This is a genomic window from Pseudomonas japonica (assembly GCF_013522925.1).
GTDB classification, from domain to species: Bacteria; Pseudomonadota; Gammaproteobacteria; order Pseudomonadales; family Pseudomonadaceae; genus Aquipseudomonas; species Aquipseudomonas japonica_A.
Map to the genome: position 1 here is coordinate 439,035 of NZ_JAAMQU010000001.1, position 13,400 is coordinate 452,434.

Annotated in this window: 14 protein-coding genes; all 14 read right to left on the reverse strand. The window is 58.3% G+C overall.

From position 1 onward, the window contains the following. Positions 1 to 63 precede the first annotated feature (63 nt). The 14 genes from G7016_RS02075 to mnmE all read right to left on the reverse strand — a co-directional run bounded on the left by G7016_RS02075 (position 64) and on the right by mnmE (position 13,385). Complete coding sequence (locus G7016_RS02075) at positions 64 to 489, reverse strand: F0F1 ATP synthase subunit epsilon (RefSeq protein ID WP_181111168.1); 426 nt, start codon at positions 487 to 489, stop codon at positions 64 to 66. Between the two features lie 43 nt (positions 490 to 532). After that, entirely contained in the window at positions 533 to 1,909 is a 1,377-nt protein-coding gene (atpD, locus tag G7016_RS02080) for a F0F1 ATP synthase subunit beta (RefSeq protein WP_181111169.1), read from the reverse strand. A gap of 27 nt (positions 1,910 to 1,936) precedes the next feature. Then, complete coding sequence (gene atpG / locus G7016_RS02085; RefSeq protein WP_181111170.1) at positions 1,937 to 2,797, reverse strand: F0F1 ATP synthase subunit gamma; 861 nt, start codon at positions 2,795 to 2,797, stop codon at positions 1,937 to 1,939. Between the two features lie 48 nt (positions 2,798 to 2,845). Continuing rightward, positions 2,846 to 4,390 (reverse strand): F0F1 ATP synthase subunit alpha, encoded by a 1,545-nt coding sequence (atpA, locus tag G7016_RS02090; RefSeq protein ID WP_181111171.1) that lies wholly within the window; start codon positions 4,388 to 4,390, stop codon positions 2,846 to 2,848. A 21-nt stretch (positions 4,391 to 4,411) separates the two neighbouring features. Further along, positions 4,412 to 4,948, reverse strand: a complete 537-nt coding sequence (locus tag G7016_RS02095) for a F0F1 ATP synthase subunit delta (RefSeq protein ID WP_181111172.1) — start codon at positions 4,946 to 4,948, stop codon at positions 4,412 to 4,414. A 12-nt stretch (positions 4,949 to 4,960) separates the two neighbouring features. After that, complete coding sequence (locus G7016_RS02100) at positions 4,961 to 5,431, reverse strand: F0F1 ATP synthase subunit B (RefSeq protein ID WP_181111173.1); 471 nt, start codon at positions 5,429 to 5,431, stop codon at positions 4,961 to 4,963. Between the two features lie 54 nt (positions 5,432 to 5,485). Beyond that, a complete protein-coding gene (atpE, locus tag G7016_RS02105; protein ID WP_003097235.1) occupies positions 5,486 to 5,743 on the reverse strand; it encodes a F0F1 ATP synthase subunit C in 258 nt (85 codons plus the stop codon). 159 nt (positions 5,744 to 5,902) lie between these two features. Further along, a complete protein-coding gene (gene atpB / locus G7016_RS02110) occupies positions 5,903 to 6,772 on the reverse strand; it encodes a F0F1 ATP synthase subunit A (protein ID WP_181111174.1) in 870 nt (289 codons plus the stop codon). A 16-nt stretch (positions 6,773 to 6,788) separates the two neighbouring features. After that, complete coding sequence (locus G7016_RS02115; RefSeq protein WP_181111175.1) at positions 6,789 to 7,196, reverse strand: F0F1 ATP synthase subunit I; 408 nt, start codon at positions 7,194 to 7,196, stop codon at positions 6,789 to 6,791. A 147-nt stretch (positions 7,197 to 7,343) separates the two neighbouring features. Continuing rightward, positions 7,344 to 8,216, reverse strand: coding sequence for a ParB/RepB/Spo0J family partition protein (locus G7016_RS02120; RefSeq protein WP_181111176.1), 873 nt, complete (start codon positions 8,214 to 8,216; stop codon positions 7,344 to 7,346). 9 nt (positions 8,217 to 8,225) lie between these two features. Continuing rightward, positions 8,226 to 9,017: a ParA family protein gene (locus G7016_RS02125; RefSeq protein WP_181111177.1), complete on the reverse strand. Its 792-nt coding sequence runs from the start codon at positions 9,015 to 9,017 to the stop codon at positions 8,226 to 8,228. An 18-nt stretch (positions 9,018 to 9,035) separates the two neighbouring features. Continuing rightward, positions 9,036 to 9,680 (reverse strand): 16S rRNA (guanine(527)-N(7))-methyltransferase RsmG, encoded by a 645-nt coding sequence (gene rsmG, locus G7016_RS02130; protein WP_375139196.1) that lies wholly within the window; start codon positions 9,678 to 9,680, stop codon positions 9,036 to 9,038. Then, a complete protein-coding gene (gene mnmG / locus G7016_RS02135) occupies positions 9,680 to 11,572 on the reverse strand; it encodes a tRNA uridine-5-carboxymethylaminomethyl(34) synthesis enzyme MnmG (RefSeq protein ID WP_181111179.1) in 1,893 nt (630 codons plus the stop codon). Before mnmG ends, rsmG begins: the two co-directional genes overlap by 1 nt. A gap of 442 nt (positions 11,573 to 12,014) precedes the next feature. After that, positions 12,015 to 13,385 (reverse strand): tRNA uridine-5-carboxymethylaminomethyl(34) synthesis GTPase MnmE, encoded by a 1,371-nt coding sequence (mnmE, locus tag G7016_RS02140; RefSeq protein ID WP_181111180.1) that lies wholly within the window; start codon positions 13,383 to 13,385, stop codon positions 12,015 to 12,017. Positions 13,386 to 13,400 lie beyond the last annotated feature (15 nt).

Sequence of the window (13,400 nt, forward strand, 5' to 3'; positions counted from 1 at the left end):
TAAAAAAGAAAAAGGGTAGCCGAGGCTACCCTTTTACTCAATCACACAAAAAGCGTGGTGGAGTTATCCACCGTATTTTTTGCGGATCTGCTGCACGGTACGAAGCTGAGCAGCCGCTTCGGCCAAGCGGGCGGCTGCCGCGCTGTAGTCGAAATCGGAGCCTTTCTCGTGCAGGGCCTTCTCGGCAGCCTTTACGGCGTCCTGAGCAGAGGCTTCATCAAGATCGGCGGCGCGCTGCACGGTATCGGCCAAGACCTTTACCACGTTCGGCTGCACTTCAAGGAAACCACCGGAGATGTAGAACACCTCGGCTTCGCCACCTTGCTTGATCAAGCGGATCGGACCCGGTTTCAGGTCCGTAAGCAACGGCGCATGGCCTGGAGCGATACCAAGATCACCCAGGTTACCGTGCGCGATCACCATCTCTACGAGGCCGGAGAAGATCTCCCCTTCCGCGCTGACGATATCGCAATGGACAGTCATAGCCATCTACTTGCCTCAACCTGAAAGCGCCCGTTGCCGGGCGCCGGGATTACAGTTTCTTGGCCTTCTCGATCGCTTCTTCGATGCCGCCGACCATGTAGAACGCCTGTTCTGGCAAGTGGTCGTAGTCACCGTTGAGGATGCCTTTGAAGCCTGCGATGGTGTCTTTCAGGGAAACGTATTTACCCGAGGCACCGGTGAAGACTTCGGCAACGAAGAACGGCTGGGACAGGAAGCGCTGGATTTTCCGTGCACGGGAAACCAGTTGCTTGTCGCTTTCCGACAGCTCGTCCATACCGAGGATGGCGATGATGTCCTTCAGTTCCTTGTAACGCTGCAGCACGTACTGGACGCCGCGAGCGGTGTCGTAGTGCTCCTGGCCAATCACCAGCGGGTCGAGCTGGCGAGAGGTCGAATCCAGTGGGTCGACCGCCGGGTAGATACCCAACGAGGCGATGTCACGGGACAGTACCACGGTCGCGTCGAGGTGAGCGAAGGTGGTGGCTGGCGACGGGTCGGTCAGGTCGTCCGCGGGAACGTAAACAGCCTGGATCGAAGTGATCGAGCCGTTCTTGGTGGAAGTGATGCGCTCCTGAAGCACGCCCATCTCTTCTGCCAGGGTAGGCTGGTAACCTACTGCCGAAGGCATACGGCCCAGCAGTGCGGATACCTCGGTACCGGCCAGGGTGTAACGATAGATGTTGTCGACGAACAGCAGAACGTCGTTACCTTCGTCACGGAATTTCTCAGCCATGGTCAGGCCGGTCAGCGCTACGCGCAGGCGGTTTCCTGGTGGCTCGTTCATCTGGCCGTAGACAAGGGCTACCTTGTCCAGAACGTTGGAGTCCTTCATCTCGTGGTAGAAGTCGTTCCCTTCACGGGTACGCTCGCCCACACCAGCGAACACGGAGTAACCGCTGTGCTCGATGGCGATGTTACGGATCAATTCCATCATGTTGACGGTCTTGCCCACGCCGGCACCGCCGAACAGGCCAACCTTGCCGCCTTTGGCGAACGGGCAAACCAGGTCGATAACCTTGATGCCGGTTTCCAGCAGCTCGTTACCGCCCGCCTGGTCGGCGAACGATGGAGCCGAGCGGTGGATGGTCCAGCGCTCTTCTTCACCGATAGGGCCGGCTTCGTCGATCGGGTTACCGAGCACGTCCATGATACGGCCCAGGGTAGCCTTGCCAACCGGTACCGCGATGGCAGCGTTGGTGTCGACCACGTCGAGGCCACGCTTGAGGCCCTCGGTGGAACCCATCGCAATGGTGCGTACCACGCCGTCGCCCAGCTGCTGCTGAACTTCCAGGGTGGTTTCCGCGCCTTGTACCTTCAGCGCGTTGTAGATGCTCGGTACGCTGTCGCGTGGGAATTCCACGTCGATCACGGCGCCGATGATTTGAACGATACGTCCGCTACTCATAGCTGGATCCTCTGAATATTTGAACCGTTAAACCGCGGCAGCGCCGCCGACGATTTCCGAGATCTCTTGGGTGATCGCAGCCTGACGCGCCTTGTTGTAGACCAGCTGCAATTCGCTGATCAGATCACCGGCGTTATCAGTGGCATTCTTCATGGCGATCATCCGCGCCGCTTGCTCAGAAGCGTTGTTCTCCACCACTGCCTGGTAGACCTGCGACTCCACGTAACGCACCATCAGGCCGTCGAGCAGCTCTTTGGCGTCGGGTTCGTACAGGTAATCCCAGTGATGCTTGAGCGCTTGATCCGGGGTTGCAACCAACGGTACCAACTGCTCTACCACAGGCTTCTGCACCATGGTGTTGACGAACTTGTTGGACGCTACGCACAGGCGGTCGATACGGCCTTCGAGGTAGGCGTCCAGCATCACCTTGACGCTACCGATCAGATCATTGATCGACGGCTCTTCGCCCAGGTGGCTGATTGCAGCGACAACGTTACCGCCAAAGCTGCGGAAGAACGAAGCGCCTTTGCTGCCCACCACGCACAGGTCGATTTCCACGCCCTTGTCGCGATTGGCAGCCATGTCCTTGACCAGGGCCTTGAACAGGTTGGTATTCAGGCCACCGCACAGGCCGCGATCACTGCTCACCACAACGTAGCCGACACGCTTTACAGCGCGCTCGACCATGAACGGGTGACGGTATTCGGGGTTGGCGTTGGCCAGATGTCCAATTACCTGGCGGATGTGGTCCGCATAGGGACGGCTAGCAGCCATGCGCAGTTGTGCCTTGCGCATTTTGCTGACCGCCACCTTTTCCATGGCGCTGGTAATTTTTTGCGTGCTTTTGATGCTCGCAATCTTGCCGCGAATCTCTTTTGCGCCTGCCATGTTTCACCTATCAGGTTAGCAAGCGGGGGCCGAAGCCCCCGCTGCGGCTTACCAGGTCTGGGTGGCCTTGAACTTCTCGATACCCGCCTTGATACCGGCGTCGATCTCGTCGTTGAAGTCGCCCTTCACGTTGATCTTGGCCAACAGCTCGGCGTGATCGCGGTGGAAGTAAGCAATGAGCGCCTGCTCGAAGCTGCCGATCTTGGAGATTTCCACGTCGGTCAGGAAACCACGCTCGGCGGCATACAGCGACAGCGACATCTCGGCGATGGACATTGGCGCGTACTGCTTCTGCTTCATCAGCTCGGTAACGCGCTGACCATGCTCCAGCTGCTTGCGGGTCGCTTCGTCCAGGTCGGAAGCGAACTGCGCGAACGCAGCCAGTTCACGGTACTGGGCCAGCGCGGTACGGATACCACCGGACAGCTTCTTGATGATCTTGGTCTGAGCGGCACCACCCACACGGGATACCGACACACCGGCGTTGACCGCCGGGCGGATGCCCGAGTTGAACATGCCGGACTCGAGGAAGATCTGGCCGTCGGTGATCGAGATCACGTTGGTTGGAACGAACGCCGAAACGTCGCCAGCCTGGGTTTCGATCAGCGGCAGAGCAGTCAGCGAGCCGGTTTTACCGGTCACGGCGCCATTGGTGAACTTCTCTACGTATTCCTCGGATACGCGGGATGCGCGCTCCAGCAGGCGGGAGTGGAGATAGAACACGTCACCCGGGTAGGCTTCACGGCCTGGCGGACGGCGCAGCAGCAGGGAGATCTGGCGGTAAGCCACGGCCTGCTTGGACAGGTCATCGTAAACGATCAGGGCATCTTCGCCGCGGTCGCGGAAGAATTCGCCCATGGTGCAGCCCGAGTAGGGTGCCAGGTACTGCAGCGCGGCCGATTCGGAAGCCGAAGCAGCAACGATGATGGTGTTCGCCAGCGCGCCATGCTCTTCGAGCTTGCGCACGATGTTGGCGATGGTGGACTGCTTCTGACCGATAGCCACATATACACAGAAGACACCACTGTTCTTCTGGTTGATGATGGCGTCGATGGCCAGTGCGGTCTTGCCGATCTGACGGTCACCGATGATCAGCTCGCGCTGGCCACGGCCTACCGGGATCATTGCATCGACGGCCTTGTAGCCGGTCTGCAGAGGCTGATCCACGGACTTACGCCAGATAACGCCCGGCGCAACTTTTTCAACCGCGTCAGTTTCGGTGTGGCCCAGTGGGCCCTTGCCGTCAACCGGATTACCCAGAGCATCGACAACGCGACCCAGCAGGGCCTTGCCGACCGGCACTTCCAGGATACGGCCGGTGCACTTGGCACTCATGCCTTCGGCCAGAGAGGTGTAGGCACCCAGGACCACGGCACCTACCGAGTCCTGTTCCAGGTTGAGCGCCATACCAAAGACGCCGTCCGGGAACTCGATCATTTCGCCGTACATGACGTCGGTCAGACCGTGGATCCGCACGATACCGTCAGACACGCTGACTACGGTACCTTCGTTGCGGGCCTGAGAGGTGACATCGAGCTGGTCGATGCGCCCCTTGATGATTTCGCTAATTTCGGAAGGATTGAGTTGCTGCATTGCTCTGCTGCCCCTTCAAACTCAAGATTTCAGTGCTTCGGCAAGCTGCGCGATTTTTCCGCGCACCGAGCCATCGATTACCAGGTCACCGGCGCGGATGACGACACCACCAATAAGGCTGGCATCCTCCGCAGCGTGCAGTCGCACTTCCCGGCCGAGCCGTGCACTGAGAACCTTGGCGAGTTTGTCTTGCTGTTCTTGGTTCAATGCGAAGGCACTGGTGACATCCACATCCACGGATTTTTCCTGTTCGGCCTTGTACAGGTCGAACAGCGCCGAGATCTCCGGTAGAAGGAGAAGACGGTCATTTTCCGCGGCAATGTGGATGAAATTACGTGCCTGTGCATCAAACTTCTCACCGCATACCTGAATAAAGGCTGCGGCCTTTTCTGCGCTCGTCAGTCGCGGGGCCTTGAGCAATTGCCGCATGGTGCCGTCTTCCGACACCGCTGCAGCCAGGCCGAGCATGGCTGACCAATTGGCCAGTTGCTGGTGGGCCTGGGCATGCTCGAAGGCCGCCTTGGCGTAAGGTCGGGCCAACGTGGTCAGTTCTGCCATGATCGCCCTCGCTTAAATTTCAGCGGCCAGTTTGTTGACCAGCTCCGCGTGCGCGTTTTGATCGATAGACGATCCCAGGATTTTCTCTGCGCCAGTGACAGCCAGCAGGCCCACTTGGGCACGCAAGGCATCCTTGGCGCTGTTCAGTTCCTGCTCGATCTCTGCCACAGCCTGTGCTTTCACACGCTCTGCCTCGACGCGAGCCTGTTCACGGGCTTCGTCGACGATCTGAGTGCCACGCTTCTTGGCCTGCTCGATGATCTCGGCAGCTTGTGCCTTGGCTTCGCGCAGTTGTTGACCCGCTTTATCTTGGGCCAATTCCAGGTCGCGAGCAGCACGGCTGGCAGCGTCCAGACCATCAGCGATCTTCTTCTGGCGTTCCTGCAGAGCCGCGATGACCGGAGGCCATACGCACTTCATGCAGAACCACACGAAAATGAAGAACGCAACGGACTGGCCTATCAGGGTTGCATTAATGTTCACGCCAACACCTCGCTCGTTCGTTGTACATCACACCAATCACTCGAAATCGAGTGATCAGCCGGCGATCTGACCAACGAAGGGATTCGCGAAGGTGAAGAACAGGGCGATACCAACACCGATCATGGTCACGGCGTCGAGCAGGCCGGCGACGATGAACATTTTAACTTGCAGCATAGGGACCATTTCCGGTTGGCGAGCAGCGCCTTCCAGGAACTTGCCGCCCAGCAGGCCGAAGCCGATAGCGGTACCCAGTGCGCCCAGGCCGATCAGCAGAGCAACAGCGATAGCGGTCAGACCAACTACAGTTTCCATCTTTCCTCCCGACTTTTTACGTCGTATTGGTTAGGTTTTCTTAGGTTTAAAGCGGTAAAGCAAAGTATTCACAGAGCCGTCTCGACGCAGGCGCCGGGTTGCGGCTCTCCTTCCTGAGGGGTGAGCCTCGGGAAGGACATAAGACGCGCCAGACGAGCCTTAATGGTTATCTTCGTGCGCCATCGACAGGTAGACGATGGTCAGCATCATGAAGATGAACGCTTGCAGGGTAATGATCAGGATGTGGAACACTGCCCACGCCCATTGCAGCACTACGCCCAGGCCACTGAGCCAGAGCAGGCCGCTACCGAACATCACCGCGATGAGGATGAACACCAGCTCGCCGGCATACATGTTGCCGAACAACCGGAGCGCCAGCGAAATAGGCTTGGCGATCAGGGTTACGAATTCGAGCAGGAAGTTGACCGGAATCAGCAGGATCTGCACTGCAGTGTTCTTGCTGCTGAACGGGTGCAGGGTAAGTTCGCCAATGAAACCGCCGAGCCCCTTGACCTTGATGCTGTAGAAAATGATCAGGGCAAACACCGACAGGGCCATGCCCAGGGTCGCATTCGGGTCGGTAGTCGATACCGCGCGGAAGGCAATCTCGTGATCGCCCGACAGCTTGGCGGCGATCTGCGGAATCCAGTCGACCGGGATGAGGTCGATGGCATTCATCAGGAAGACCCAGGCGAAGATGGTCAGAGCCAGCGGTGCGATCACCGGGCTGCGACCATGGAAGCTGTCCTTCACACTACCGTCGACGAATTCGACCAGAACTTCCACGAAGTTCTGCAGGCCGCTTGGCTGACCGGACGTTGCCTTGCGCGCCGCGAGGCGGAACAGGAGAACGAAGATCAGGCCCAGGGCAACGGACCAGCCGAGTGTATCGACATGGAATGCCCAGAAGCCCATGGCCTTGGCCTCGGCGGCGCTATGGGCGAAGCCCCAGCTACCGTCGGCGAGCTGGCCGAAGGTGAGGTTTTGAAGGTGGTGCTGTATATAGCCCGAAGCGGTTTCTGCTGCCATGGTTGCCTCAAACGCCCTAAGGTCTCGAAAATCTTGTTCTCATGAGCAAGGGTGCGAACCAGTTGACCCCTTGGATCAACAGGAACACGCCGAACAACGCCAACGGCGCCAGCGGCTTTACCCCTACGAACGCCAGCGCAAACAGCACTGCCGTTAAAATCAGTTTTCCTGCTTCGCCGGCGTAGAACGACCGAACGATAGCCTGTGCTGCTCGGGCGCCGCTGAAACGGAACGCCTTGAACGCGAAGTAAACGTTGGGTAGCCAAGCGATCAGGCCCCCACACAAGCCTGAGTAACCGCTAACCACTCCATGCCACTGCCATAACACCAAAGCGGCCAGTAGCAATGTCACCAATTGAGCCAGCAGGACGGGAAATACAGCCCATCGATGGAAGGGCAAGCGGTTTGGCGTGCGGGTTTCCATCGTTCTGACTCCTGGAGGTCGGCCCGCCGTAAAACCACGACTTGGCATAGAATGTGCCGACAAAATGCGCGCAGAGTATAGGGGCGGTTCAGCCCCTGTTCAACTACCGGCTTGGCTTTTCCGACTGGTCGCTTGAAACTCATTGTTTCAGCGAATGTGAGCAAGCACTCCCTGGAGTTCGTCCAGCGAGTTATACCGGATCACCAACTGGCCTTTGCCCTTGTCTCCGTGTCGAATCTGCACCGCAGACCCCAGCCGCTCTGCGAGGCGTTGTTCCAGCCGAGCGATATCCGGATCGATGCGCTGCTCTTTTTCAGGCTGCTCTGTGGTGTTGAGCCACTGGCGTACCAGTGCCTCGGTTTGGCGCACGGTAAGGCCGCGTGCGACAACATGTCGCGCCCCATCAAGCTGGCGCTCGTCCGGCAGCCCTAGCAATGCCCTGGCGTGACCCATCTCAAGGTCGCCGTGAGCCAGCATCGTCTTGATGCCCTCAGGCAAAGTAATCAAGCGCAGAAGGTTGGTCACCGTAGCCCGCGATTTGCCTACCGCTTCGGCAACCTGCTGTTGGGTCAGCTGGAATTCCTGCTGCAAACGCTGTAACGCGATGGCCTCTTCCAACGGGTTGAGGTCCTCGCGCTGGATGTTCTCGATCAGGGCCATGGCGATGGCCGTTTCGTCGGGCACCTCCCGTACCATCGCCGGGATCCGCTCTTGCCCGGCCTGCTGACTGGCGCGCCAACGCCGCTCACCCGCAATGATTTCATAGCGACCGCCGCCAATGGGGCGCACTACGATCGGTTGCATGACGCCTTGGGAACGAATGGACTGAGCCAGTTCCTCAAGGGCCTGGGGGTCCATGTCACGGCGTGGCTGGTATTTCCCGCGTTGGATGACATCAAGCGGAAGGTATTGCAGTTCCTTTTCGTCCAGCCGAACCGCCTGGGCTTCAAGCACCGAGGCCGAGGGGCCGCTGAGCAGCGCGTCGAGCCCGCGGCCCAGCCCCCGTTTCTTCACAGCCATTGGATTTCCTTAAACCGCCGCAGCGGTACGAGCCTTGCGGCGTTGACGGCGAACCAATTCATTGGCCAGCTCGAGATAGGCCAGAGCGCCTCGCGACTGTTTGTCGTAAGCGAGCGCCGGCATGCCGAAGCTCGGTGCTTCAGCGAGGCGGATATTGCGTGGGATGACCGTATCGTAAAGCTGCTCGCCGAAATGCGCTTTCAACTGGGCAGAAACATCGTTGATCAAACTCAACCGCGGATCGTACATGGTTCGCAGCAAGCCTTCGATCTTGAGCTCAGGGTTGATAGCGGCGCCGATACGCTTGATGTTATCCACAAGGTCGCTGAGCCCCTCAAGCGCGAAATATTCGCACTGCATGGGGATAACTACTCCATCTGCCGCTACCAGTGCGTTCAAGGTAAGCATCGATAGCGAGGGCGGGCAGTCGATCAGAATGAAATCGTAGTTTTCACGGATCGGCGCCAGCGCGTTTCGCAGGCGGCTTTCCTTCATCTGCATTTCGAGCAGCACGACTTCAGCGGCGGTAAGGTCTCTGTTGGCAGGCAGCAGCTGATAGCCGCCGTGCTCGGAGAAGTGCATGGCTTCGCTGAGATCGCATTCTCCGATCAACAGATCATAGACCGAACGCTCGAGCGCATGCTTATCCACACCGCTGCCCATCGTGGCATTACCTTGCGGGTCGAGGTCGATCAACAGCACCCGCCGCTTGGTAGCGACCAGTGAGGCCGCGAGGTTGATGCAGGTCGTGGTTTTACCGACCCCGCCTTTCTGGTTCGCGATCGCGAATACCTTAGCCATTGTCGCTCGTGTTCCCCGTCATGCCTTGCGGCGCAATATCAGTAGATGCCTTTGGCCCTGGCAACCTGGCACGGCCAAAGCATGCGCGCTATCAATTTCAAAGTCAGCAGGCAATGCTACCAGTTCGTCCGCGGGATGCTGACCTTTCATGGCCAACCAGCGGCTTGAGTTATCCCCAAGGTGACGGGTCCAGGTAGCAAAATCCTCGAGGCTGCTAAATGCCCTTGAAACAATCCCGTCGTAGGGAGCCTCAGGTTTATGAGCCTCCACACGGCTGTGGATGACGTCAAGGTTGGTCAGTTTCAGTTCCAGCTTCACCTGGGTCTGGAAGCGGGTTTTCTTGCCATTGCTGTCCAGGGTGGTCACGTATTTGTCCGGGTACAGGATGGCCAGCGGAATCCCCGGCATGCCACCTCCGCTGCCTACGTCCAGCCAGCGCGAGCCTGCGCCGATGTACGAAGCAATGCTCAAACTGTCCAGCAGGTGGCGGGAAACCATTTCGTCAGGATCACGCACCGCCGTCAGGTTGTATGCCTTGTTCCATTTGATCAACAGCGCCAGATAGGCCAGCAGCTGATCTTCTTGCTCCAACGTCAGAGCCACGCCCAAGGCACGGGCACCTGTGGACAACTCGTTACGCTGCTGAGGAGTAATCGAATCGATCAAGCACTTTGCTCCACTTGCCGAACAGCACCGCGTTTTTTAAGGTGAATCATCAACAACGAAATGGCCGCCGGCGTCACTCCAGGAATACGCGAGGCCTGGCCTAACGTTTCCGGGCGTGCCTGGGACAGCTTCGACTGAATTTCCTTCGACAGGCCAGAGATGCCCGGATAGTCGATATCCACAGGCAAGCGGACATTTTCGCTAGCTCTGAGTTTTTCGATCTCCTCCTGCTGACGATCGATATAACCGGCGTATTTGACCTTGATCTCTACCTGTTCGGCCACCTGTGGATCAATTTCGATGGCGCCGGTAAGCGCCGTCAGGCCGGCGTAGTCGATTTCTGGTCGGCTCAGCAGGTTCAAGAGATTGTATTCGTGGGCCAATGGCGTTCCGTAGCGTTGAGCCAGAGCGTCGCCGACGGGGGTGGACGGGCGCACCCATGTACTTTTCAGGCGCTGCTCTTCGCGCTCGATCGCCTCCCGCTTCGTACAGAACGCTGCCCAACGCACATCATCGACCAGGCCCAGACGGCGGCCCGTTTCTGTCAATCGCAGGTCGGCATTGTCTTCGCGAAGGACCAACCGGTATTCCGCACGGGACGTAAACATCCGATACGGTTCCTGGGTTCCCAAGGTAATCAGGTCATCCACCAATACCCCGATGTACGCTTCATCGCGGCGGGGGCACCATGCCTCTTGCCCTTTCGCCCGCAACGCAGCGTTCGTTCCCGCCAACAACCCTTGTGCACCAGCCTCTTCGTAACCTGTGGTTCCGTTGATCTGGCCAGCGAAGAACAGCCCACCGATGGCTTTGGTTTCGAGGCTGTATTTCAGGTCCCGGGGATCGAAGTAGTCGTACTCGATCGCGTAACCAGGACGCATGATGTGGGCGTTTTCCATCCCGCGAATGGACCGGACAATCTGCAGTTGTACATCGAATGGCAGAGAGGTGGAGATCCCGTTCGGGTACAGCTCGTGGGTGGTCAGGCCCTCGGGCTCAATGAATACCTGGTGGCTGTCCTTGTCCGCGAACCTGTGGATCTTGTCTTCGATAGACGGGCAGTACCGCGGGCCCACTCCCTCGATCACGCCCGAATACATTGGCGAACGATCAAGGTTTGCCGCGATGATTTCATGGGTTTTGGCATTGGTATGGGTGATCCAGCAGCTCACTTGCCGCGGATGCATGTCGGCACTGCCCATGAATGACATGACGGGGATCGGCGTATCGCCTGGCTGCTCGGTCATCACGGAAAAGTCCACAGACTTCCCATCGATACGGGGCGGGGTGCCGGTTTTCAACCGACCTACACGCAGAGGCAGCTCGCGAAGGCGCTTGGCCAAGGCAATCGAAGGTGGATCACCGGCACGGCCACCTGAGTAGTTATCAAGCCCGATGTGGATAAGGCCACCCAGGAAGGTCCCGGCCGTCAGTACTACTGCATCGGCCAGAAAACGAAGGCCCATCTGCGTGACAACACCACGTACCTCGTCGCCCTCGACAATCAGGTCGTCACACGCCTGCTGAAATATCCACAGGTTCGGCTGGTTTTCCAGAATATCCCGCACAGCTGCCTTGTACAGAACGCGATCAGCTTGAGCGCGCGTAGCGCGAACTGCAGGCCCTTTGCGATTGTTCAAGACACGGAACTGAATACCGCCTTTGTCGGTAGCCAATGCCATGGCCCCGCCTAGCGCGTCGATTTCCTTTACCAGATGGCTCTTGCCAATACCGCCGATGGCGGGGTTGCAGCTCATCTGGCCCAGGGTTTCGACGTTGTGAGTAAGCAATAGCGTGCGAGCGCCCATTCGCGCGGAAGCGAGCGCAGCCTCGGTACCGGCATGGCCTCCGCCGATGACGATCACTTCAAAACGGGAAGGGAAATCCACCACGCACCTCGTGCCTGTTCATATGGGTAATTGGGATAGCTGCGCAGTATAGGGAATTTGCGTGGCTGAATGAAACCGTCTGTGCAAAAAATAGCCAGCCGAGGATGAATGGTTGTTAACAAAAACATAAAAGAAGAGAGATTTATAAAAGCTTTGTTTTTATGTTTATTCTTAGTAAGGCCCACTTCTGTGGATAACCATCCGTAGGCCTTGGCACGCGGAGTTTACAGCCGTGTGGAAAACTGTCGATAGGTACCCCTGGGGGTTTGTGATAAGCCAAGATAAGCTGTGCATAACATCGTACTTACCCACAACGGGCTTTTGTGCACGGTTTTCGCCTTGGGTTATGAAGAGCCCTCAGGTAGGGTTTTCCACAGGGCTTATCCGCAGATTGTGGGCAAAAAAAAGCCGACCCAAAGGCCGGCTTGAAAAAAAAAGAGGGTTATTTTCCGATACAGAAACTTGTGAAAATCCGTCCAAGCAGGTCATCCGAAGTAAATGCCCCCGTGATTTCACCCAGGCACTGCTGCGCCAGCCGTAAATCTTCCGCCAGCAGCTCGCCGGCTGCGGCATGAACCAGCTGGTTACGGCCGTGATCTAGGTACTGTTGCGCCTGACGGAGCGCTTCCAAGTGCCTGCGGCGGGCGCTGAAGCTACCTTCGGCGGTTTGCTCGTAACCCATCACTGCCTTCAGGTGGTCTCGAAGCAAGCCCAGGCCTGCGCCAGTATCCAATGCGCTCAAGGTTAATGTGGCCTGGCCATCAGCAGCCATATGCAGGCCGGGCTGTTCACCCGTGAGGTCTGCCTTGTTACGTACGAGGGTGACACGTTCGAGTGATGGCGCTGTGTCCAGGAACTCAGGCCAGAGCGCGTGGGGATCTGCCTCCGAGTCGCTATTGGCATCCACCACCAAGAGAATGCGATCGGCGTCCTGAATGGCCTTCAGCGCTCGCTCAACCCCTATCTTTTCCACCAGGTCGCCCGTGTTTCTCAGCCCTGCAGTATCGATGACGTGCAGCGGCATGCCGTCGATGTGAATATGTTCCTTGAGAATATCCCGCGTAGTGCCCGCGATGTCTGTAACGATCGCCGCTTCGCGTCCCGCCAGAAGATTCAACAGGCTGGACTTGCCAGCGTTGGGGCGCCCTGCAATGACCAAGGTCATGCCATCGCGCACCAGTGCGCCCTGGCTGGCTTCTGCAAGCACCGTGGCCAGAGAATCGCGAACCGCTTCCAGTTTGGCCAAAACGAGCCCGTCTGCCAGGAAGTCGATTTCTTCCTCGGGAAAGTCTATCGCCGCTTCCACATAGATCCGCAGCTGGATCAGAGCTTCGGTAAGTGCCTCCACCCGTTGAGAGAACGCACCCTGTAACGAGCGCACGGCGTTGCGTGCGGCCTGCTCGGAACTGGCTTCGATCAGATCGGCGATAGCTTCTGCCTGTGCCAGATCCAGCTTGTCGTTCAGAAATGCCCGCTCGCTGAACTCGCCAGGGCGGGCCAATCGACAGCCCAGGCCTGTACAGCGCCGCAGCAGCATGTCCAGCACAACAGGCCCACCATGGCCGTGCAGTTCAAGTACATCTTCCCCTGTAAAGGAGTTCGGTCCCTGGAACAGGATCGCCAGGCCCTCATCCACCACCTCGCCCCGCTCGCCATGGAAAGCACCATGATGCGCATAGCGAGGGACAAGCGGCCGGCGCAGGATCTCGTCCGCGATCCGCTTTGCGTCGGCTCCGGACACACGGACGATGCCTACGCCTCCACGCCCCTGTGCAGTGGCAATGGCTGCGATGGTGTCTTTAGAAAGGTTCATGAGTTATCCACCGGA

Bases quoted from the DNA above. Each gene is read 5' to 3' on its own strand.
- G7016_RS02075 (WP_181111168.1), bottom strand. From the start codon at position 489: ATGGCTATGACTGTCCATTGCGATATCGTCAGCGCGGAAGGGGAGATC.
- atpD (WP_181111169.1), bottom strand. From the start codon at position 1,909: ATGAGTAGCGGACGTATCGTTCAAATCATCGGCGCCGTGATCGACGTG.
- atpG (WP_181111170.1), bottom strand. From the start codon at position 2,797: ATGGCAGGCGCAAAAGAGATTCGCGGCAAGATTGCGAGCATCAAAAGC.
- atpA (WP_181111171.1), bottom strand. From the start codon at position 4,390: ATGCAGCAACTCAATCCTTCCGAAATTAGCGAAATCATCAAGGGGCGC.
- G7016_RS02095 (WP_181111172.1), bottom strand. From the start codon at position 4,948: ATGGCAGAACTGACCACGTTGGCCCGACCTTACGCCAAGGCGGCCTTC.
- atpE (WP_003097235.1), bottom strand. From the start codon at position 5,743: ATGGAAACTGTAGTTGGTCTGACCGCTATCGCTGTTGCTCTGCTGATC.
- atpB (WP_181111174.1), bottom strand. From the start codon at position 6,772: ATGGCAGCAGAAACCGCTTCGGGCTATATACAGCACCACCTTCAAAAC.
- G7016_RS02115 (WP_181111175.1), bottom strand. From the start codon at position 7,196: ATGGAAACCCGCACGCCAAACCGCTTGCCCTTCCATCGATGGGCTGTA.
- G7016_RS02120 (WP_181111176.1), bottom strand. From the start codon at position 8,216: ATGGCTGTGAAGAAACGGGGGCTGGGCCGCGGGCTCGACGCGCTGCTC.
- G7016_RS02125 (WP_181111177.1), bottom strand. From the start codon at position 9,017: ATGGCTAAGGTATTCGCGATCGCGAACCAGAAAGGCGGGGTCGGTAAA.
- mnmE (WP_181111180.1), bottom strand. From the start codon at position 13,385: ATGAACCTTTCTAAAGACACCATCGCAGCCATTGCCACTGCACAGGGG.